The sequence below is a fragment of the Streptosporangium sp. NPDC001559 genome (genome assembly GCF_042893955.1).
Taxonomy (GTDB): domain Bacteria; phylum Actinomycetota; class Actinomycetes; order Streptosporangiales; family Streptosporangiaceae; genus Streptosporangium.
On the sequence record NZ_JBIAVG010000001.1, the window covers coordinates 753,660 to 774,896 of the forward strand.

The 21,237-nt window shown below is 70.4% G+C and carries 17 protein-coding genes and 1 riboswitch; of the genes, 10 read left to right on the forward strand and 7 right to left on the reverse strand.

Annotated features, from left to right (window positions below):
- The first annotated feature begins 375 nt into the window (after positions 1-375).
- Together ACFYY8_RS03355 and ACFYY8_RS03360 are read left to right on the forward strand one after the other, a co-directional pair.
- Positions 376-1,623: a sensor histidine kinase gene (locus ACFYY8_RS03355; protein WP_390036669.1), complete on the forward strand. Its 1,248-nt coding sequence runs from the start codon at positions 376-378 to the stop codon at positions 1,621-1,623.
- Positions 1,620-2,318, forward strand: coding sequence for a response regulator (locus tag ACFYY8_RS03360; protein WP_390036671.1), 699 nt, complete (start codon positions 1,620-1,622; stop codon positions 2,316-2,318). Before ACFYY8_RS03355 ends, ACFYY8_RS03360 begins: the two co-directional genes overlap by 4 nt.
- A gap of 118 nt (positions 2,319-2,436) precedes the next feature.
- On the opposite strand, the gene ACFYY8_RS03365 is transcribed toward ACFYY8_RS03360, so the two are convergent.
- Complete coding sequence (locus ACFYY8_RS03365; RefSeq protein ID WP_390036673.1) at positions 2,437-2,793, reverse strand: DUF5335 family protein; 357 nt, start codon at positions 2,791-2,793, stop codon at positions 2,437-2,439.
- 86 nt (positions 2,794-2,879) lie between these two features.
- Entirely contained in the window at positions 2,880-4,580 is a 1,701-nt protein-coding gene (gene thiC / locus ACFYY8_RS03370) for a phosphomethylpyrimidine synthase ThiC (protein WP_390036675.1), read from the reverse strand.
- Positions 4,575-4,686: riboswitch (TPP riboswitch) on the reverse strand. It overlaps the preceding gene by 6 nt.
- 209 nt (positions 4,687-4,895) lie before the next feature.
- Between thiC and ACFYY8_RS03375 the strand changes: the two genes are divergently transcribed.
- Both ACFYY8_RS03375 and ACFYY8_RS03380 read left to right on the forward strand, forming a co-directional pair.
- A complete protein-coding gene (locus tag ACFYY8_RS03375; protein WP_390036677.1) occupies positions 4,896-5,480 on the forward strand; it encodes a cysteine hydrolase family protein in 585 nt (194 codons plus the stop codon).
- A 12-nt stretch (positions 5,481-5,492) separates the two neighbouring features.
- Positions 5,493-6,497 (forward strand): GlxA family transcriptional regulator, encoded by a 1,005-nt coding sequence (locus ACFYY8_RS03380; RefSeq protein WP_390036679.1) that lies wholly within the window; start codon positions 5,493-5,495, stop codon positions 6,495-6,497.
- On the opposite strand, the gene ACFYY8_RS03385 is transcribed toward ACFYY8_RS03380, so the two are convergent.
- Complete coding sequence (locus ACFYY8_RS03385; protein WP_390036681.1) at positions 6,464-7,018, reverse strand: hypothetical protein; 555 nt, start codon at positions 7,016-7,018, stop codon at positions 6,464-6,466. The two genes, ACFYY8_RS03380 and ACFYY8_RS03385, sit on opposite strands and share 34 nt — an antisense overlap.
- 126 nt (positions 7,019-7,144) lie before the next feature.
- Positions 7,145-7,318 (reverse strand): hypothetical protein, encoded by a 174-nt coding sequence (locus tag ACFYY8_RS03390; protein ID WP_390036683.1) that lies wholly within the window; start codon positions 7,316-7,318, stop codon positions 7,145-7,147.
- 213 nt (positions 7,319-7,531) lie between these two features.
- Here ACFYY8_RS03390 and ACFYY8_RS03395 point away from each other — a divergent pair, with 213 nt between their 5' ends.
- The 4 genes from ACFYY8_RS03395 (at position 7,532) to ACFYY8_RS03410 (ending at position 10,004) form a co-directional block, all read left to right on the forward strand.
- Complete coding sequence (locus ACFYY8_RS03395; protein WP_390036684.1) at positions 7,532-7,759, forward strand: hypothetical protein; 228 nt, start codon at positions 7,532-7,534, stop codon at positions 7,757-7,759.
- Positions 7,756-8,148, forward strand: a complete 393-nt coding sequence (locus ACFYY8_RS03400) for a hypothetical protein (protein ID WP_390036686.1) — start codon at positions 7,756-7,758, stop codon at positions 8,146-8,148. The genes ACFYY8_RS03395 and ACFYY8_RS03400 overlap by 4 nt, the downstream gene beginning before the upstream one ends.
- 174 nt (positions 8,149-8,322) lie before the next feature.
- Positions 8,323-8,661 (forward strand): ArsR/SmtB family transcription factor, encoded by a 339-nt coding sequence (locus ACFYY8_RS03405; RefSeq protein ID WP_390036688.1) that lies wholly within the window; start codon positions 8,323-8,325, stop codon positions 8,659-8,661.
- An 11-nt stretch (positions 8,662-8,672) separates the two neighbouring features.
- Positions 8,673-10,004 (forward strand): alpha/beta fold hydrolase, encoded by a 1,332-nt coding sequence (locus ACFYY8_RS03410; protein WP_390036690.1) that lies wholly within the window; start codon positions 8,673-8,675, stop codon positions 10,002-10,004.
- A gap of 62 nt (positions 10,005-10,066) precedes the next feature.
- Here ACFYY8_RS03410 and ACFYY8_RS03415 read toward each other — a convergent pair whose 3' ends face one another.
- Positions 10,067-11,632 (reverse strand): succinic semialdehyde dehydrogenase, encoded by a 1,566-nt coding sequence (locus tag ACFYY8_RS03415; RefSeq protein WP_390036692.1) that lies wholly within the window; start codon positions 11,630-11,632, stop codon positions 10,067-10,069.
- An 85-nt stretch (positions 11,633-11,717) separates the two neighbouring features.
- Between ACFYY8_RS03415 and ACFYY8_RS03420 the strand changes: the two genes are divergently transcribed.
- Both ACFYY8_RS03420 and ACFYY8_RS03425 read left to right on the forward strand, forming a co-directional pair.
- The gene (locus ACFYY8_RS03420) at positions 11,718-13,802 is read left to right on the forward strand and encodes a beta-propeller domain-containing protein (RefSeq protein ID WP_390036694.1); all 2,085 of its coding nucleotides are present in this window, start codon (positions 11,718-11,720) and stop codon (positions 13,800-13,802) included.
- Positions 13,803-14,000: 198 nt separating this feature from the next.
- Positions 14,001-16,925 carry a M36 family metallopeptidase gene (locus tag ACFYY8_RS03425; RefSeq protein ID WP_390036696.1) on the forward strand — a complete coding sequence of 975 codons (2,925 nt, stop codon included), beginning with the start codon at positions 14,001-14,003 and terminating at the stop codon, positions 16,923-16,925.
- Between the two features lie 86 nt (positions 16,926-17,011).
- On the opposite strand, the gene ACFYY8_RS03430 is transcribed toward ACFYY8_RS03425, so the two are convergent.
- Positions 17,012-17,521, reverse strand: a complete 510-nt coding sequence (locus tag ACFYY8_RS03430; protein WP_390036698.1) for an NUDIX domain-containing protein — start codon at positions 17,519-17,521, stop codon at positions 17,012-17,014.
- Positions 17,522-17,584: 63 nt separating this feature from the next.
- The gene (locus tag ACFYY8_RS03435; protein ID WP_390036700.1) at positions 17,585-21,199 is read right to left on the reverse strand and encodes a CDP-glycerol glycerophosphotransferase family protein; all 3,615 of its coding nucleotides are present in this window, start codon (positions 21,197-21,199) and stop codon (positions 17,585-17,587) included.
- Between the last annotated feature and the right edge of the window lie 38 nt (positions 21,200-21,237).

The window sequence follows — 21,237 nt, forward strand, 5'->3', positions numbered from 1 at the left end:
TCGTGCTCTTCGTGAATGGACCGGTGGTCGGCACTACGGGCCTCCCATGTCAGACAGGTCATCCGCCATCTCGCGCAGAGTACCTGCGTGAAACAGATTGTGACCCTCCAACCTCCCCGCCCGGCAGGGAAACCAGCCGCGTACGGCGCGGGATTCAGGTGTTCCGGAAAACGACCGATTTCCCCGATCGTCCGCGCGGTGTACTTCCCGGGAAGGTAAGCCTGGTCTTCCCGGCGGATGTGGGGGCCGGGTGATGGAGGCCACAATGGGCGGGTGGTGGCAGAGGGACGACGATCATGGAGACGATACGCGCTTGAGGTACTGCGACCGGCGAGGGAACCCGTCACACCGTCACGCCGGTCGATCGTCGTCGACGTGCTACTGGCGGTCGCGCTGACCGCCCTCGCGGTGATCGCGGCGGTGAACCTCCCCGGTGGGAACCGCGACGACCACGGCGGTCCGCAGCCCCTGGTCGGGGTTCTGCGACTGCGTCCCGACGGACTGAGCAGCGGCACCATAACCGTCATGCCGCCCACCAGCGAGATCGACGGCGAGGACGCCTGGCCCGGGGACTACGGGGATTACGAGCCGCCGGTGATCCTGGTGGTGCTGACGGCGCTGCCGCTGGCGTTGCGGCGCCGCTTTCCGCTGGCCGTCTTCTGGACGGTGCTGACCGCCGCGCTGGTCACCTACGCGGGGGCGACCTGGATCACCGTGCTGGCCTGCGCCGTCGCGGCCTACAGCGCCGTCGCGCACAGTCGTAACCGGGTGGCCGCGGTGGCCGGTCTGCTGCTGGCCGCCGTACTGGCCGGGGCCGCCTTCGAGGGTGTCGCCCCACGGTTGCCCGGCTGGTTCGGCCCCTCGGCCCTGCTGCTGGGCGCCGGGATCGTCGCGAGCCTCGTCCACGTCTGGCGGCAGCGGCTCAGGGCGAGCAGACGCAGGATCGAGGAGCTGCGCCAGGCCCAGGAGGAGACCACCCGCAGGGCCGTCGAGGCCGAACGCGCCCGCATCGCCGGAGAACTCCACGACGTCGTGACCCACAATGTGAGCGTGATGGTGATTCAGGCCGGTGCCGCGCGCAAGGTGATGGCGGCCGATCCCGGAATGTCCCGGGAGGCCATGCTCGCGATCGAGGCGAGCGGCAGGACCGCCCTGGCCGAGCTGCGGCACGTCATGGGCCTGCTCGCGGGGCCCGCCGGGGGACGCTACGCCGATCCCGGCGAGGGTCTCGAACCGCAGCCGGGCCTCGACCGGCTGGACACGCTGGTCGAACGGGTCCGCGCCGCGGGGACGCCGGTGGACGTCACGTTGTCGCCGCCTCCCGGGCCGCTGCCCCCCGGGATCGACCTGGCCGCCTACCGCGTCGTCCAGGAGGCCCTGACCAACACGATCAAGCACGCCTCCGGCGCGGCGGCGTCCGTCGTGATCGGCCACGACGGCGACTGGCTGAGGATCGAGGTCACCGACACCGGCGCCACACGGCCAGCCCTCTCCAGGACCGGCGACGGCCGGGGCCTGATCGGCCTGCGCGAGCGGCTGGCCCTGTACGGCGGAAGCCTGGAGGCGGGCCCCCGGGGCCGCGGATACCGTCTCGTCGCCCGCCTGCCCAGGACGACCTCTTGAACCGGCCTCCCGAGTGGGCCGTCGACCGGCCGCCGCGTGTCGTCATCGCCGACGACCAGGCGCTGGTCCGCACCGGTTTCCGGATGATCCTCACCGCCGACGGCGCGGAGGTCGTCGGCGAGGCCGCCGACGGGGCCGAGGCGATCGAGGCCGTACGGCGTACCGGCCCCGACGTGGTGCTCATGGACATCCGGATGCCGCAGATGGACGGCCTTGAGGCCACCCGGCGGCTCATGGCCGAGGAGTTCCAGGAGACCCGGGTGATCATCCTGACCACCTACGACCTCGACCACTACGTCTACACGGCCCTCGCCGCGGGGGCCAGCGGCTTCCTGCTCAAGGACGTCACCCCGGAGCACCTGGTCGCGGCCGTACGGCTGGTGCGCACCGGGGACGCCCTGCTCGCGCCGTCCATCACCCGCCGCCTGGTCGAGCGTTTCGCCCGCCGGGAGGAGGCGGGGACCGACACCCCGCACCGTGACCTGTCCGAGCTGACGCCACGGGAGCTTGAGGTGCTGCGCCTGCTCGCCACCGGGCTGAGCAACGCCGAACTCGCCGAGCGGCTCACCCTCAGCACGACGACGGTCAAGACGCACGTCGCGCGCATCCTGTCCAAGCTGGGGCTGCGCGACCGGGTCCAGGCCGTCGTGCTGGCCTACGAGACCGGCCTGATCTCCCCCGGCGGCCACGCCTGACCTCCGGTCCGAGGGGACCGCGGGACGAGCCTTCGAGGGTACGGCGGCGCGGGCCGGGGAAGGGCGCCGCCGTACCGGCTCCGGTCCGGCCCCGCGACGACGGCGGGGCCGGACCAGATCACGCGGCGTGCCGGTGGATCGTGATGATCGTCTGGGTGCCCTCCCCGTCCACGACGTCGAAGACCCGTGGCGTGTCCGGCGAGACGGTGTCGGCGAGGATCCGCCTCGGGTGTTCGATGCCGTGGCGGAGCACGACCGGATAACGCGGATCGCTTCCTCCGACGCCCACGGAGAAGATGTCGTCCTTGTCGTCGTACTCGATGTAGGCCAGGGGAAGCCTCTCCGCCTGGTAGAGGTCACCGGCCGAGGCGTCCAGCACCTCGATGGTCACGTCCGAGCCCTCGTACTGTCTCGTCAGGCCGTCCAAGAACGGGCGCCACTCCTCGCGCGGCACCTCGGGTCGTTCCTGAGCCATCTGCCAGCCCCTCTCGTCGAAACGACAACCGCCTCTCTCCATGCTGGTCGGCTCCCGGCCGCGCCACATCCCACGAACGGACGGGTCTACTCCTCGCCCGGGGGTGAGGGCATGGGGAGGTAGACCTTGCCGCCCTCCTTGCGGAACTCCTCGGCCTTGGCCCGCATCCCGGCCTCGATGGCCTCGGTGTCGGTCAGGCCGTTGCGTTCGGCGTAGGCCCGCACGTCCTGGGTGATCCGCATGGAGCAGAAGTGCGGACCGCACATGGAGCAGAAGTGCGCGGTCTTCGCCGGGGCGGCGGGCATGGTCTCGTCGTGGAAGGAGCGGGCGGTCTCCGGATCGAGGGAGAGATTGAACTGGTCCTCCCACCGGAACTCGAAACGGGCCTGTGACAGCGCGTCGTCCCAGGCCTGTGCCCCGGGGTGGCCCTTGGCCAGGTCCGCGGCGTGGGCCGCGATCTTGTAGGCGATCACCCCGGCCTTGACGTCGTCACGGTCCGGCAGGCCCAGGTGTTCCTTCGGGGTGACGTAGCACAGCATCGCCGTGCCGTACCAGCCGATCATCGCCGCGCCGATGGCCGAGGTGATGTGGTCGTAGCCCGGCGCGATGTCCGTGGTCAGCGGCCCCAGCGTGTAGAAGGGGGCCTCTGAGCACAGCTCCATCTGCAGGTCGACGTTCTCCTTGATCTTGTGCATGGGCACGTGGCCCGGCCCCTCGATCATGACCTGGCAGTCATACTCCCAGGCGACGTGGGTCAGCTCCCCCAGCGTGCGCAGTTCGGCGAACTGCGCCTCGTCGTTGGCGTCGTAGATCGAGCCGGGCCGCAGCCCGTCACCGAGGGAGAAGGTCACGTCGTAGGCGGCGAGGATCTCGCACAGCTCCGCGAAGTTGGTGTAGATGAAGTTCTCCGCGTGGTGGGCCAGGCACCAGGCCGCCAGGATCGAGCCGCCTCGGGAGACGATGCCCGTCTTGCGGTTCGCGGTCAGCGGCACGTAGGCCAGCCGTACCCCCGCGTGCACGGTCATGTAGTCGACGCCCTGCTCACACTGCTCGATCACCGTCTCGCGGAAGACCTCCCACGACAGGGCCTCCGGTTTGCCGCCGACCTTCTCCAGCGCCTGGTAGATCGGCACCGTGCCGACCGGCACCGGGGAGTTGCGCAGGATCCACTCGCGGGTCTCGTGGATCCGTTTCCCGGTGGACAGGTCCATGATCGTGTCGGCCCCCCAGCGGGTGGCCCAGCGCATCTTCTCCACCTCCTCCTCGATCGAGGAGGAGACGGCCGAGTTGCCGATGTTGGCGTTGACCTTCACCAGGAAGTTCCGGCCGATGATCATCGGCTCGCTCTCCGGATGGTTGACGTTCACCGGCAGTACGGCCCGGCCTCTGGCGATCTCGTCGCGGACGAACTCCGCGGCCACGCCCTCGCGCAGCGCGACGAACTCCATCTCCGGCGTGATCTCCCCGCGTCTGGCGCGGGCCAGCTGCGTGTGACGCACCGGCTTGGGCAGCGTTCCGCCGCAGGACTCCGTCCCGCCGCAGGCGAGCGTCTCCCCGGTCCGCCGCCAGGCCGACCTGAGCGGCGGCAGGCCCTTGGCCGGGTCGGCGTCGTACTCAGGATCGGTGTACGGCCCCGAGGTGTCGTACAGGACGACGGACGACCCGTCGGTCAACGGCACCTCGCGCATCGGCACGCGGATGTCCGGCCGCGAACCGGTGAGGTAGATCTTCCTTGCGTTCTGGACATTCTGGGCAGCCTTCTGGGCATTCTTGGCAGGTGGCACCATAGGACAACTTCTCCCTACGCCGGCATTACCCGGTCAGGTTCAGCGGTCGGCAGCGGCGGTAGCTGCCCTCTCAGCCCGGTTGCCCCGAGCTCCCGCGTTGGCATACGTGCCGAACTGAGATGATCTCAGTTCGCGCCCCAATGATGCCCCATTCACCCCTTTGGAGCTACCTTCTGGCCTCTTGTGGCTATTTTTAGCGACACAGGTACGGGCTGCCTTGGGTACGGCGTGCGGGTGAGGTCCCTGACCGGATCGGTCCGCAGGCCGACCAGGTGATGCCTTCAGCCCGGACCCCCGCGTCGTCAGGCTGAGGGCATGCCCAGCGCCCTCGTCGTCATCGACGTCCAGAACTCCTTCCTCCAGCTCCCGGACTGGGGGTACACCTCACGACCCGACATCGTCCCCCAGGTCAACCGCCTCGCCACGGCCGCCAGGGACGCGGGGGACACGGTCGTGTGGGTGCTCGGCTCGCGCCCCGGATCGGGCTCCGTCTTCGACCCGGCCCGGGGGTTCGTCCGCTTGATGGACGGCGTCGAGCCCCTTCCCGGAGAGCCGGTCCTCACCAAGACCGCGCACAACGCCTTCACCACCACCAACCTCCAGCAGCACCTCACCCAGCGCGGCATCAGGAAGCTGACCGTCTGCGGAATCCGGACCGAGCAGTGCTGCGAGACCACCACTCGCATCGCCTCCGACCTGGGGTTCGAGGTCGACTTCGCCATCGACGCCACCGCGACCACGCCGATCCCGCACCGCTCCGCCCCCGACGGCCTGTCCTTCGACGAACTCGTACGGCACCCGCGCACACTCGGCGTCGACGAGATCATCGCCCGCACCGAATACGCTCTGTCGGGCCGTTTCGCCGCCATCAGGACCGTGGACCAGCTCACCGGAAACTAGGAGGTGCCGGTCATGCCGAGGGTCGTCTTCCTGCTCATCCCGCGGGTGCACCTCCTCGACGTGGCCGGACCCGCCCAGGTCTTCTCCACCGCCGATGACCTCGGCCACCCGTACACACTCACCTACGTCGCCGAGGACGACGAGGTCGCCACCGTCCAGGGGCTGCCGCTGCGAGCGGAGACCCACTGGCCGGCGCTGACGCCCGACGACCTGGTCATCGTGCCGGGCTGGCGCGGCCCGACCCGCCCCGCGGGCCGGGAGACACTGCGCCGCCTGCGCGAACACCACGCGTCCGGCGGTACGGTCGCCAGCGTGTGCGCGGGCGCCGACGCACTGGGCCGCGCCGGGCTGCTCGACGGCCGCCGCTGCACGACCCACCACGCCGTCCAGGACGAACTCGCCCGCCTCCACCCCCGGGCGACGGTCGTCAGGGACACCCTGTACGTCGAGGACGACCGCGTCGTCACCTCGGCGGGCGTGGCCAGCGGAACCGACATGGCACTGCACCTGGTGACCACCCGGCACGGGCCGTACGTCGCGGGGCAGGTGGCCCGCACCATGCTCGTCCACACCCACCGCGACGGTACGGCGGAGCAGGTCAGCCCGCTGTTGCGCCGCCGCTCACACGTGGACGAGACGGTTCACCGCGTCCAGGACCTGATCGAGGCCCGGTTCACCGAGCGGCTGCCGCTGAGCCTGCTGGCCGAGACCGCGGAGTGCAGCGAACGGACGGTGACCCGGCTGTTCAGCCGGGCGACCGGGCTCACCCCCCTGGCCTACCAGACCGCCCTGCGCCTGGAACGCGCCGAACACCTCCTCGGGCGCGGCGCGACCGTCGAGACCGCCGCCCGCGCCGTGGGCTTCGGCGACGCCCGAATGCTCCGCAGGCTCCGCGCCCGCACGACGCCCTCGGTGGTCGCCGAAGGACGGGGTTCCGCCGCTGATCCCGTCCCGGCGTGCGCACCCACCTGGACAGGACTCGATCAGCGAGACCAGGCGTCGCCGGGGACGCGATAGAGAACGCGCGACGCCGCGAACCACTCCCGGTCGAGGAACCGGCCCGTGATCCGCCCCGCCAGGATGAGGTAGTACTCCACCTGCTCCCGGAACCCGGCGCCGTCCAGGTCCAGATCCGGCGCGTGATCCCGGAACACCTCCTCGCCCACCCTGCCCATGTGCTCCCCGTCGTGGTAGTAGACCATCCCCTCGTCGGCGAGCTCATACAGGCCGGCCATGTGCCAGTGGGCGAGAACGCCCCTTCCTCCCGTGCTCGCTTCCTCGGACAGCGTGAAACCCCTGTTCATGGTGACCGCGACCGACCAGCCCGGGGAGTGCGTCCCGATCCAGACCAGAGTCTCCTGCTCGTCGTTCTCGATCAGGTCGAACGCGGTATCGAGATCGCAGAGAACTCCAGAGCCCGGATCCACCCGGAAACGCTCCGCGGCTTCACCGATTTCCTCCGTGTCGATCCAGGCCACATCGAAGCGGCTGTTCAGAAGATGCTCCTCCAGGAGATCCCACTGGTTCTCCGCGGGCATCGCTCGCGACAGGCTCAACAGACAGATCCTTCTACAGGCCCTTTCACCGGAGGCGGACGGCCGCCTCCATCCGCAGACGTTCGGCTGCGCGACCTGCGCGTCGCCTGGGTCCATTGTGCCCGGCTGTCAGGACGCCAGCTCGATGCGTTCGAAGATGTCGGCGTCGGTCTGGCGCCGCCGTTCGGGAGTCTGGTCCCACGGGGTGACGTAACCGGGCTTGGGCTCACCAGGAAAGTGCCTCAGCACACCGGCGATCCAGGCCTCCCGAAAAACACGACCGTTCTCAGTCGTGGCGCTCATCGAGAACTCCTCCCGTTCAGACGGAACCGGACAACCAGGTGTCCTTCCATAGCGCACCGCGTCGTCATCCGTTTTCCCGGAATCGAGAAGACCTACCGGCTAGCGCCCCAAGCGTAACGACGCCCGAGGTTCGGCGAACAACAACTTCTGCCGTTCGCTCCCTATCGCGTTTTCCTACCCGCCGTTCCTTCCTGGACCGTGGAGGCCCGATTCATGCACAACGACATGCCCGTTCCCTCTGCCCCGGAGATCCCGGGGTGGCGGCTGATCATCAGCGGTGCCGGACGGTTCTGGGCCGTTCGCGACCATGCGTTCCCGCGCACGGCGTTGCGGGCCGGGGCGGAGCCGGCGGTGGACGCCGACACCTTCGAGGAGGTCCGGGAGGCCGTGGCCAAGCAGGAGGAGAAGGCCCGCGACGCCGTTGAGGGGATGTCTTCGTGACGGGGCGGCATCGGGACGGCCTGCCGTACACGCCGGTGTATCGGCGGGTGTGGGACGGGCCCGCACGAGCGGAGGCCGAGCGGCTTGATCTGGCGTGGGCCGAGTGGACGGTGCTCTACAGCCTGGGGCATCGCCGCTTCTACGCCATGGCGGGCTGGGACAACCCTCGGCCGGTGGTCGTCGAGGACGTCACGGGTGCGGGGCTGGAGGAGCGGATGCGGGAGGCGGAGATGATCCGGGCGATCCGGCTCGCACCGCCTTCGTCGACTCGGCGGGAGCGTCCGGCCCCGAGGCGCAGGATCGTCAGGCGGCAAGGACAGGTGGGCGGCGCTCACCAGGTGGCGGGGCAGCACGATGCCCCCCACCAGGACGTCTCGTCCAGGGACTGAGTTTCAGATGGAACCTGTGACACCGTGCGACAGGCCCACCCAGGCCGGCTGGTGTTCCACCGCTCGCAGTCCGGACTTCGGGAATCCCAGGCCGGACCAAGACGCCCAGAGCCACGGAGAACCCCCTGCCCGCGCCCTGACCCTGTACATACACTTGAACATATATACACGGCCATGTATGTTCGAGGTGTGGTCAACAGCGTGCAACTGCGAATGACGGCGATCTCGGAGCCGAACCGGTTCCGGATCGTCGAGTTGCTCAGGGACGGTCCGCGGTCGGTGGGTGACATCGTCGAGGCGCTGGACCTGGGTCAGCCGCAGGTGTCCCGGCATCTGCGACTGCTGTCCGAGGCGGGCGTGGTCGAGGTCACCAAGCGGGCACAGCAGCGGATCTACCGGCTGCATCCGAGCGCGATGCGTGAGCTGAGCGACTGGGCGCAGGGATTCGCCGTTCTGTGGTCGGAACGGATGGATCGCCTCGGTGCCTTTCTCGACGAAACGGCCGATCAATGAGGAGCTTGAGCATGTCCCCGGACATCGCAGACGGGATCGTGGTCGACAGGTCGGCCAACACCCTCCACATCAGACGCACCTACTCGGCCGAGGTCGAGCGGGTGTGGTGGGCCTGGACGGACGCCGAGGCGGTCGCCCGCTGGTGGGGGCCGCAGGGGTGGGCCGCGACCGTGCACGAGATGGACGTGCGGCCGGGAGGGCGCTGGCGCTTCGAGATCGCGCCCGTGGACGGCTCGGCCCCGCCGGTGCGCAGCGTCGCCACCTACACCGTCGTCGTCGATCGCCGCGAACTCGCCTACGACGACGCGTTCGCCGACGCGGCGTGGCAGCCCGACGGCACGGGCGCCTTCCCGACCTCGATCACCTTCACCTCCACCGACAACGGCTGCGTCGTCTCCGTCGCCGCGGGCTTCCCCGACGGCCAGGCGCTGCAAAGGGCCGTCGAACTCCAGATGGCCGACGGCTACGCCGAAGCCCTCGACCGGCTCGGCGGCCTGCTGGACGACCCGTCAACCAAAGAAGGAGAAACCATCTTGTCCGAGCTCTCCACCGTCACCTCCGCCGACGGCACCACGATCGCGTACCGGAAGACCGGGTCAGGCCCGGCCGTCATCGTGATCAGCAATGTCGCCGAGGACCACACCGGTGTCGCGGGCGTGGCCGAGGCGTTGTCCAAGGACTTCACCGTGATCGGCTTCGACCGGCGCGGTCGCGGGGCCAGCGGCGACCCGCAACCCTACGACCCGGCGCGCGAGATCGAGGACATCGCCGCGCTCATCGAGATCGCGGGCGGCTCCGCGGCCCTGACCAGCGGTTCCGGTGGGTGCGGGCTGGCCCTGGACGCGGCGAGCGCGCTGGGTGACAAGGTCACGGGACTCTACCTGTACGAGCCGCCGTTCATCGTTGACGACTCCAGGCCCCCGGCGCCCGCCGACTACGTCGAACACCAGGACGCCCTGGTCGCGGCGGGTAGGCGCGACGAGGCCGTCGAATACTTCATGACCGAGATGATCGGTGTCCCGGCCGAGTACGTCCCGGCGATGAAGCAGGACCCCTCCTGGGAGACCATGGTCAGGTACGCCCACACCTACGCCTACGACGGCCGGATCATGCGCGGGCTCCAGGACGGCGGGCCGCTGCCCACCGACCGCTGGTCGATCAAGGCGCCGATCGCGGTGGCCGTCGGCGGCGACGGCGAGGCCTTCATCCGCGCCGGCGCCCAGGCGCTGGCCGCGATCCTGCCGAACGTGACCGTGCTGACGCTCGCCGGCCACGATCACTCCGCCTTCTGGACGGCCCCCGAGCCGGTCGCCGAGCAGGCCCGCGCGTTCCTGCTCGGCTGACGACCACAGACCTGACGGCCGGGTGGGACCGGCGCCGGTCCGGACTCACACCCTGAAACCGTCTACTTGAGGTGGAACCTCTTCATGGTCTTCAGGAGGCTCGTCAGGGTGTCGGCGTATTTGTCGTAGGTCATCCCGAGGATGGGTTCGAAGCCGAGCCAGGAGGCCTGACTGGCTATGGTCTGCGCCTCGGTGAACTTCAGCAGGCCCTCGGAGCCGTGGCGACGGCCCAGGCCGGAGGACTTCATGCCGCCCATGGGCGCGTCGTAGGAGGCGTAGGCGGCGCCGTACCCCTCGTTGAGGTTGACCGTCCCGGCCTTGACGCGGGCGGCGAGGGCACGGCCCCGGGCCAGGTTCCCGGTCCAGATCGAGGCGTTGAGGCCGTAGGCGGTGTCGTTGGCCCGCTCGACCGCCTCCTCGTCGTCGCCGACACGGTAGACGGAGACGACGGGGCCGAAGGTCTCGTCACGGCACAGCGCCATACCGTCCTCGACGCCGGTCAGGATCGTGGGCTCGTAGAACAGCGGGCCGAGGTCGGGGCGCGCCTTTCCTCCGGCGAGGACCTTGGCTCCCTTGGCGACGGCGTCGTCCACGTGGGCGCCGACGGCGTCGAGCTGGCGGCGGGAGGTGAGCGAGCCCATCTGCACGGCCCAGTCGAGGCCGGAGCCGAGCTTCATGTTCCTGGTCTGGCGGACGAACCGGTCGACGAAGGCGTCGTACACCTTGTCGTGGACGTAGAGCCGTTCGATGGAGATGCACAGCTGCCCGGCGTTGGTGAAGCAGGCGCGCAGCGCGCCCTGGGCGGCCACGTCGAGGTCGGCGTCGTCGAGCACGATCATCGGGTTCTTGCCGCCGAGTTCGAGGGAGCAGCCGACCAGCCGGGAGGCCGCGGCCTCGGCGATCCTCCTGCCGCCCCTGGTCGAGCCGGTGAACGCCACGTAGTCGGCCTCGGCGATCAGCGGGTCGCCGACCTCGTCCGGTTCGCCGAGGACGACCTGCCAGATGTCGCGGGGCATCCCGAGGGAGACGAGCAGGTCGATCGTCCACAGCGTGGACAGGGCGGTCTGGGTGTCGGGCTTGTGGACCACGGCGTTGCCCGCGAGCAGGGCGGGGACGAGGTCGGTCACCCCGAGGGACAGGGGATAGTTCCACGGGGAGATCAGCGCCACGACGCCCTTGGGGTGGCGGGTCTCGGTCACCTTGGTCGCCACGGGGAAGATGCCCGACCTGCGCCGGGGGGCGAGGAGGGAGGGCGCGCGCCGTACGTAGTGGAGCGTGCAGCCCGCGACGTCGAGCACCTCCTCGAAGGCGTGCCTGCGGGCCTTGCCGGTCTCCCACTGGACCACGTCGAGGATCTCCTCGCGCCGGTCGAGGATGGCGTCGTGCAGCAGCAGGAACGGCTTGGCCCGCTCGTGCGCCGGCAGCGCGGCCCACTCCCGCTGGGCCGCGCGGGCCTTGGCGTACGCGGCGCGGACGTCCTGCGCGGTCGAGACGGGCATGTCCGCGAGGGGTTCCTCGGTGAACGGCGCGACGATCGTCCGTTTCCCTCCGTCGGAGGTCACCTGCTGAACGATGCGTGCGATCATCGCCGGGTCGAGGGTCCGGTTCACACCGACAGTGACAGCCATGTTCGAAGAGTATTCCGGGTGACCGCCGCTGACTACTGGGCGGTAATGGCATGAACCGGACGCGATGACGATCCGTGTAGGGGGCATGAGGACATCCATTCGTACGGCGGGCGCCGTCACTCTCGCCGCCGCGCTGTTCACCACGGGGTGCAGCGGTTCGACGGAGTCGGCGGACGGGGAGAGCCGTACGGCACCGGTCGTGGAGCTGGGGAAGGTCAAGCTGGTCTCCTACAGCGGCTGCGACGACATGCTGGCCGGGCTGCGGGCCGCGGCGGCCAAGCAGGTCGGTCCGTGGGGGTTCGGGGGGCCGCAGATCATGTACGCCCGTTCCGACGTCGCCGAGGCCAAGGCGATCGGGTCGGGGCAGGACCAGGCGAGCCAGGAGCACTCGACCACGAACACCCACGAGGCCGGGGTCGACGAGCCCGACATGGTCAAGACCGACGGCAACCGGGTGATCACGGTGAACCGCGGGGTGCTGCGGGTGATCGACGCCGCGACCAAGAAGATCACCGGAACGCTCAAGCTGGTCAGCCCCGAGCAGTCGTGGGCCCCGGCCGACCTGCTGGTCAGCGGGGACAGGGCGCTGGTGCTCTTCTCCGGCGGCGGGATCATCCCCTACGGCGCCGTGGCCAAGCAGGCGCCGAGCCCGGGACCGCGTTACGTGCTCGTCGACCTGTCCGGGGAGCCGAAGGTCATCGGCTCGCTGACTCCGAACGGCTCGCACGTGGACGCCAGGATGGTCGGCTCGACGGTGCGGATCGTGGTCCGCAGCCAGCCCGACATCCCCTTCCCCGACCTGGGTCCCAAGCTTTCCGAGCAGGAGCGGACCCTGAAGAACAGGACGATCGTCAACAACGCGCCGATCACGGCGTGGCTGCCGACGTTCGAGACGGCCGACGCCAAGGGCGTGTCCGTCAAGAAGTCGGTCGGCTGTGAGCAGGTCAGCCACCCCGACGACTACACCGGCACCTCGCTGCTGACCGTGCACACCCTCGACCTGTCCCAGGGGCTCACCGACACCGCGCCGATCAGCGTCGCCGCCGACGGCGACACGGTGTACGGCACCGGCACCAGCCTGTACGTGGCCAGCAACCCGCGCTGGTGGTGGTGGCCGAGGCCGATCGACGACGTCGTCCCGATGGACGACGCTCCAACCGACGCCCCGACCGGCACCCCGGCCGAGAGCGGCTCCGCGCAGGCTCCGCAGGTCGAGCCGACGCAGGAGGACCCGTCGGCTCCCCCGGTCGATCCGTCGGCCGACCCGACTCCCACTCCTGAGGAGACGCCGAAGCAGCCGCCGGAGGAGACCGAGATCCACCGGTTCGACATCAGCGCGCCGGGAGCGCCCCGTTACGTCGCCTCGGGGAAGGTGTCGGGACGGCTGATCAACCAGTACGCCATGTCGGAGTACCAGGGCCACCTGCGGGTCGCGACGACCACGAACTCCACCGTCTTCCGCTCCACCGAGAACAGTTCGAGCACCGTCTACGTCCTGAAGGACGACACGCTGGCCAAGGTCGGCGAGATCGGCGGTCTGGGCAACGGCGAGCGGATCTACTCGGTCAGGTTCATCGGCCCGGTCGGCTACGTGGTCACCTTCAAGCAGGTCGACCCGCTCTACACGCTCGACCTGAGCGACCCGGCCAACCCGAGGAAGACCGGCGAGCTGAAGATCACCGGTTACTCCGCCTACCTGCACCCCGCCGGTGACGGACGGCTGATCGGCATCGGCCAGGAGGCGAACACCGAGGGCCGTACGCTCGGCACCCAGGTCTCGCTCTTCGACGTGAGCGACCCGGCCAACCCGCGTCGTCTGTCGCAGATGTTCCAGAAGGACTCCGGCTCGGAGGCCGAGTGGGACCCGCACGCCTTCCTGTACTGGGCGAAGACGGGCATGGCGGTGCTGCCGCTGAACACCTGGGACGGTACGGCGAACACCACCGGCTCCGCGCTGGTCCTCAAGATCGACGACTCCGCCGTCACCAGGACGGGGACCGTCGTCCACCCCAAGCCGAAGCCCGTGAGGAAGGGTGAGCCGATCCTGTTCGACCCGACCGTCCGCCGCGCGGTCGTCATCGGCGACGGCCTGTGGACGTTCTCCGAGCAGGGCGTGAAGGTCAACGCCATGGACGGCCTCGCCGAGCGGTCCTGGATCCCGTTCGGCTGACGGTACGGCGGCACGCCCCGGCCTTCCCCCGGGGCGTGCCGGCCGTGCTTTCACGGCCCGCCGGGACGTGCTTTTACACGGACATATCCCCCTTTACAAGATCTTGTCAGGCCACTTCGTGGGGTGTTACCTCTTGCGCAACGCACGTGACCCACGTGCCGCATGGCCAACGACGGCCAACTCTGCGCAGGAGGATCGGTGTCGACCAAACCCTGGTTACGCATCACCGTCATAGCCGCCGCGACAGCGGCGCTCGCACTCCCCCTTCCAGGACTCGCCCAGGAAAAGCCCGGCGGGCAGGCCCAGGGAACACACGACTTCCAGGCCGAGGAGCACGAGAGGCCCGACCTGGACAACCGCAGGGGCAGCGTGGCCCCGCCCGCCTCACTGGCCAAGGCCGCGGGGGCGACGATCCGCTGGAACTCCCTGGGCACCCCGGCCGTCGTCACCGGCGCGCCGGACACGGCCGCGGGGGTCGTACCGCTCGCCGAGGGCCTCGGCGCCGACCCCGAGCAGGCCGCCCGCGCCTACCTCAAGGCCAACGAGCCGCTCTTCGGCCTGTCCGCCGAGGAGGTGGACGCCCTGGAGAAGGTCGCGGTCAACCCCATCGGGGACGGCCACGCCGTACTGCTTCGGCAGAGGTTCGGTGACCTGCCCGCCGGTGTGGACGGACAGGTCGCGATCGGCGTGGTGGACGGCAAGGTCCTGCACGTCACCTCGACCCTGGCCCGTTCGAGCGCGGCGCCGCCCGCCGCGAGGATCACCGAGCGGCGGGCGCTTGAGGTCGCCGCCGCCGACGGCGCGATCGACCTGGCCACCGCGAGCGTGAAGAAGGTCACCCTCGTCGCGGTGCCCGCCCCCGACGGCACGCACAGCGCCTTCCAGGTCACCCTGATCGGTGGCGGCCAGGGCGAGGCCGCCGCCTACACCACCCACGTGGACGCGGTCAGCGGCGAGATCCTCACCCGCGAGAACCTGGTCGACCACGCCTTCCAGCCGGACAACCCGCGCTGGAAGGGCTTCACCGCCAACCCTCCGGCCGACTACTCCTCGACCGACACCCGGGTGAACTGGTGTCTCAGGCCGGGACGCGGCTGTGACCTGGCGCCCGTCGGCGACGCCGCGACCGGCAAGGCCTGGGACGTGGACCACGCCACGGGCACGCCGAGCGGCACCAGCGTCGGCAACTCCGCCAAGACCTTCGAGAACCGCGCCAGCAACGATCCCTATACCGTCGGCACCCGCAGCAACGTGGCCACGCCCTCCCGCGAGTACACCTACCCGTGGACCAACACGTGGTACAAGGCCAAGTGCGACCCGGGGACCTTCGACCGGCCCGGCGAGGCCGACCTCGAAGCGGCCGTCGCCAACCTGCACGTGATGCACAACCGGATGCACGACTGGTCCTACAAGCTCGGTTTCACCGAGACCGCGTGGAACATGCAGAGCGACAACGGCGACCGCGGCGGCCTCGGCGGCGACCCCGAGCAGGGCAACGCCCAGGCGGGCGCCAGGGACCTCACCGTCCGCGACAACGCCAACCAGATCACCGGCCCCGACGGGCTCGCGCCGATCACCAACATGTACCTCTGGCAGCCCATCGCGGGCTCGTTCTACGCGCCGTGCGTGGACGGCGACTACGACATGTCGGTGATCGGGCACGAGTACACCCACGCCATCTCCGGCCGCATGGTCGGCGGCCCGGACGCCGGGTGGAGCGGCGCCCAGGCGGGTGCCATGAACGAGAGCACCTCCGACCTGTTCGCCATGGAGTACCTCTTCGAGAACGGCTTCCGCCCCGCGGGCGACACGCCCTACGTCACGGGTGGCTACGTCACCGGCGACAAGAAGGCCGGAATCCGCAACTACGACATGTCGAAGTCGCCGCTCAACTACAGCGACATCGCCTACGACCTGGTCGGACAGCAGGTGCACGCCGACGGTGAGATCTGGACCGCCACCCAGTACGACGTGCGCCAGGCCTTCGTCGACAAGTACGGCAAGGGCGTCCCGGCCCAGCAGCGGGCCTGCGCCGACGGCGTCCTGTCCGTCAACCACTGCCCGGGCAACCGGCGCTGGGCGCAGGTCTCCTTCGACGCGCTGCTGCTGATGGCCTCCGGGTCGGTCAGCTACGTCGACCACCGTGACGCGCTGCTGGCGGCCGACGCCATCCGCTTCGGCGGCAGGGACAAGGACATCATGTGGCGGGCCTTCGCCGAGCACGGCCTCGGCAAGGGCGCGGTGAGCAACGGCCCCGGCGACCCCGACCCGACGCCCAGCTTCGTCAACCCCGAGGGCGGGAACGGCAAGGTACGGCTCGGCCCGCTCGTCAGCACCAGGGACGCCAAACTGCGCCTCTACGTCGGCGACTACGAGGGCCGCGCCGTACCGGTGGCCGACACCGACCCGGCGACCCCGCTCGGCGACACCGCGGAGCTGACCCCCGGCACCTACGGCTTCCTCGTGGTCGGTGAGGGCTTCGGTCACACCCGCCTCAAGCTGACCGTACGGCCCGGCAGGACGCTGGCCGTGCCGTCGGTCCTGGAGCGCAACCACGCCTCCGCCGCCCTGGGTGCGACGGCCTCGGGTGACGGCGTGAACCAGGCCAAGCTGATCGACGAGACCGAGGCGACCGACTGGGCCTCGCTCACCGGACCGGTCAAGGGCAGGTCGGTGACCGTGGACCTGGCCGGGACCACGCCGGTCACGGTCCGCAGGGTCCAGGTCAGCGCCCTGCTGCGGCCCAACGTCAACGACCCCGCCGACCCCGGCGGCCAGAACCGCTTCAGCGCCCTGCGCGCCTTCGAGGTGCTGGCCTGCGACGCGACCAGGAAGGACTGCTCCTCCCCCGCGTCGTACTCGGTCGTCTACACCAGCCCCGCCGACGCCTTCCAGACCCGTCTGCCGCGCCCCCGCGCCTCGGACCTGATCATCAAGTCCTTCCGCATCCCCGCGACCACCGCGACCCACCTGACCCTGCGGGCCGTCTCGTCCCAGTGCACCGGCAACCCGCTCTACGCCGGTGAGCAGGACAACGACCCCAATTCCTCGACCGACTGCGCCACCGCCAGCCCCCTGCGGGACCAGCTCAGGGCCGCCGAGTTCCAGGCCTTCTCCCGCTGACCGCCCTGTTCGACGGAGCCGGGAAGGGCGGCTCCGGCCTCTGATCTTCCAACGCGTCGCTGAAAGCCCTCGAACCTCGGGGGCTTTCAGCCTGTTCGGATGCCGGTGGGCCGGTAGACGGTGGTGCGCCGCTCGCGGGCGGCGAACGCCGCGGGGATCCGGGCCGCCGTGGCGGAGGACAGCATCGTGACGGCCTTGTCCACGGGTACGAAGGCGTGGTCGTCGAGTTCGGCGGTCTGCAGGCGGATGGGGGTGTCCTTCAGCGTTCCGCCGTCGAACAACAGGTGGACGAGGGGCCGTGTGCGATGCCCGTACGGCGGCGCCCAGTCCACGGTCAGGAGCCGGCCGAGCCGGATGGAGACCCCGAGTTCCTCGTCGAGCTCGCGGACACAGGCGTCCTCCGGGGGCTCGCCCTCCTCGGCCATCCCGCCGGGGATCAGCCAGTAGGGCTGGTAGTTGGGCTTGACCAGCAGGACATGCCCGTTCTCGTCGGTGATGAGGGCACCGGCGGCGACGTGCACGGTGGCGAGCCCGGCGTAGTAGACCTCCGGCTCGACCCAGGTGGTCGACGTGGTCGGGGCTGTGGGATCGGTCATCTGGTGATTTTTCCCCCTCCTGCCGACTCTTCACATCGCCGGGAGCCCGCCCGCCCTGAGCCGTCACGAGGGACGTTCGTGGATGGCCTTGCGGGTTTGGCGGGGGATGTCGATCTCCGGGCGGTGGCCGAAGAGGCCGTCCACGAGTCTGGCGGTGGCTCCGCCGTCGGCCGGAGGCCGTAGGTCCGTCACGAAGGCGCGGTAGCGCTCGCCGTACTCGGCCCGCACCCCGTCGAGGTCGCGTACGGCCGCCGCCACCTCCCGCGTCGTGCGCAGCAGCGGCCCGGGGGCCAGGGACTCCAGGTCGAAGGAGAAGCCGCGCACCTCGTCCCGGTAGTGCTCAAGGTCGTAGGTGTACAGCAGGATGGGCCGTCCGGTGATCGCGAAGTCGAACATCGCCGAGGAGTAGTCGGTGACGAGCACGTCGGCGACCAGGTAGAGGTCCCGGATGTCGGGATAGGCCGTGACGTCCAGGACGAACCCCGTCCCGGCCCGGGGAATCCGGTCGAAGGTGTTGGGGTGCCTGCGCACCATGATCACATGGTCGTCGCCGAGGGCGCGCCACAGACGGTACAGGTCGAGACGCAGGTCGAAACGGGAACGGCCCTTGCCGTGGTACCTGTCGTCGCGCCAGGTAGGCGCGTAGAGCACGACCTTCTTGCCTTCGGGCAGGCCGAGCCGTCCCCTGACGGCCGCGACGGCTCCGAGGGCGGCGGGACCGGAGGCCGTGGGACCTGAAGCACCCGAGGCACCGGAGGCCGCGGAACCGGAGGTCAGGGGTCCCGCAGGCGCCCCGGGATCGAGCGCCGCGGAACCGGGGGCGACGGAGCCGGGAACAGCGGAGCCTGGGCGGGCCAGGGCGTCGTCGCGGGGGCTGCCGATCTCCAGCACCTCCCCCTCGAAGCGGAAGGCCTCACGCAGGACCCGGGTGCTCCACGGCCCCTGCGTGACCAGGTGGGTCCACTGCCCGACCTCCTTGGCCAGCCGTTCCATGTGGATCGGCGCGGCCAGCGGTCCCCTGTCGATGCCGAAGCCGACCCGCTTGGGGGTGGCCCCGGGCCAGGTCTGCACGACCACCTGTCCCGGTCTTCGCCGGAACCACCTGGGCAGAGCTCCGTCGGTGACGACGTACCTGCAGGTCGCCAGCGCCTCGAAGTGCTCGCGGGTCGAGGTCGCGACCTGTGTGACCGTCTCCGGCAGCGTCACCTGACGGTCCTTGACATGCCAGAGGAACTCAAGGGCGGTCCCCCGGCGCCGCAGTTCCTCGTAGATCGCCCTGGGGTCGCCGCAGAAGCCCCTGCCCGCGCGGCTGTCGAAGAGGACGGCCTCACGCAGCGGCTCCTCCTCCCGCAGCCTGACGTGGAACCGGTCGCGCAGCACCCTTCTGTCCCTGGCGCCCTGCCCCTCGCCGCGCAGGTCGCCGCCCACCGTGAGGGTGGGCACGCCGTCCCCGCCGGTGTCGAAGGTCACCTCGCGCCAGGCCCCGGTGTGGGTGACCGGCCCGCCGAGACGTGACAGGAGCCGCCGCTCACGCCCGCCCGCCCGTACGGCCAGGCGGTACGCGCCGGTGGGCAGGGGAAGCCGTCCGGCGAGGGTGGCGACCTCGCCCGGGGTGATCGTGACGGTGAAGCGCCCGCAGGACACGCGCAGCGGGAAGGTGTGTTCGTCGAAGCGGCTGCGCGAGGTCACGACCAGTTGGGCGGATTCCGTCCCGGCGGCGGTCCCGGTCAGTTCCAGGTCGCCGTCCTGCGTCCACTCGGCCCGCAGGACGTGGTAGGCGTGGGCGTGCTCACGCAGGACGAGGGCCCCGGAGAGGGAGGGGCCCACGGTGAGGTCGCGTCCCGCGTGGCTGTGGCGGCTCCCGGCCACGGGGTCGGCGGCGACGGAGCCCGCGCCCGCCCCCTCGACCTCGATCCGCCACTCGGCCCGCACGTCGAGAAGCGTGGCCTCCGGGCTCGAGGCGGGCAGCGCGGGCAGCCGGGAGGCCAGCAGTTCACCCAGTTCGACCATGGACAGGAAGCGTTCACCCATGACGTCGACGGGGAAGCGGTGCACGGCCCCGCCTCCGGCGCGGGAGACCAGCAGCACGGGGTTGGGACCCGGGTCGTCGGCGACGTGGCCGGCCAGCAGCAGCCGGTCGTCGTCGAAGGAGCATCCGGTGACCACGAGCCGGTCGCGTTCGACGCGGACGCGGAACTCCCCGGACTCCGTCCAGTGGGGCCACAGCCGTACTCCCGGGCGTGACTCGTGGTGGTCGATCGGCGTCTCGACCGGGCCGTGCCTGCGCAGCCGGTCCCGCCTGAGCATGCCGCGGTGCACGATCCACAGGTCGACGTGCCAGTCCGTCCCGGCGGTCAGTTCGTCCGCGTCGACGGAGAGGCTGAAGCCGCACCAGTCCTGTTCCTCGCGGGAGACCAGCGAGTCGGCGGGGAAGACGGAGACGGGGACCCTGACGCCACGGCCCGTGTCCCGCCTGACGAACCAGGCGAACACGTGCTGGTGCCTGCGTTCGCGCGGGCTGAGGTACCTCAGCGTCACCCGGCCGTGCACGTGGAGCCTGCCGGCCTCCCAGCGGACGTCGTCGATCCGTTGGCGGGGTTCGAGTTCGCCGCGCAGCCGGGTCACCCTGGAGGGAAGCTGCACGGGGGCGGCGAGGTGGTGGCGACCGAGACGCCTGACGGCCTTGGCGTCCGGCGGGGCCGTACGCTCCCATTCGAGGAGCTCGATCAGTTCGGACATGCGGCGTTCGCGGACGAGGCGCCAGCGGGCCCGTTTCTGCGCGGGCAGCCGCGCGAAGACCTTCGGCCCCGCGTCGTCGAGATACTCGCGCGCCAGGTCGAGGAAGCGCCGCCGGAAGTCCTCCCCGCCCCGTTCCAGCGCGGGCAGGAAGACCGGCAGGTCGCCGTCGAGGACGGTCAGGTCCCAGGCGGGCACGTGCCTGGCGCGCCCGGTGGTGAGCAGGAAGTCCCGTACGGCGCGCACCGAGGCGAAGCGGTCCTCGACGCCCCTGACGTGCGCGCGATCCTGGGTGATGGACAGGGAGTCGCCGTCCCGCTCCCGCCACAGGTAGATCGGGCGGGCGAGCACGTCCACGGCCTCGGCGAGGAAGTGGGCGGGCAGGGCGACCGAGGTGTCCTCGTAGAGCACGCCCTCGGGGAAGCGCAGCCCGTGCTTCTCCCAGAACGAGCGCCGCCACAGCTTGTTGGTGACCAGGCGGTCCCGCAGCAGGGTCTGCGCACGGGTGACGTGGGTGCGGGTGAGGCGTTCGGCGAAGGCGTCGCGGTGCATGTTCGACTGCCAGGCGCCCCGGCCGTTGAACCGGTGCACGTTGCCCGTGACGAGGTCGGAACCACTCTCGGCGAGGGTGACCGCCATGGTCTCCAGCGCGTACGGCGGAAGCATGTCGTCGCTGTCGACGAAGGCGAACAGTTCCCCCGAGGCGGCTCGCAGGCCCGCGTTGCGCGCCGCGCCGAGCCCGGCGTTCGCCTGGCGGACCAGCAGAAAGCGCCCGTCCCGTTCGGCGAACCGCGCGGCGATCTCCGCGCCCGCGTCGGGGGACCCGTCGTCGACCATGACGACCTCGATGTCCCGCCAGGTCTGGCAGGCGAGTGATTCCAGGCAGGCCGCGAGGTACGGCTCCACGTCGTAGATCGGAACGATCACACTCAGAGCTGGCATGGTGTGGACTCCCATGGCTGGAGTGGACGGGACCCGGC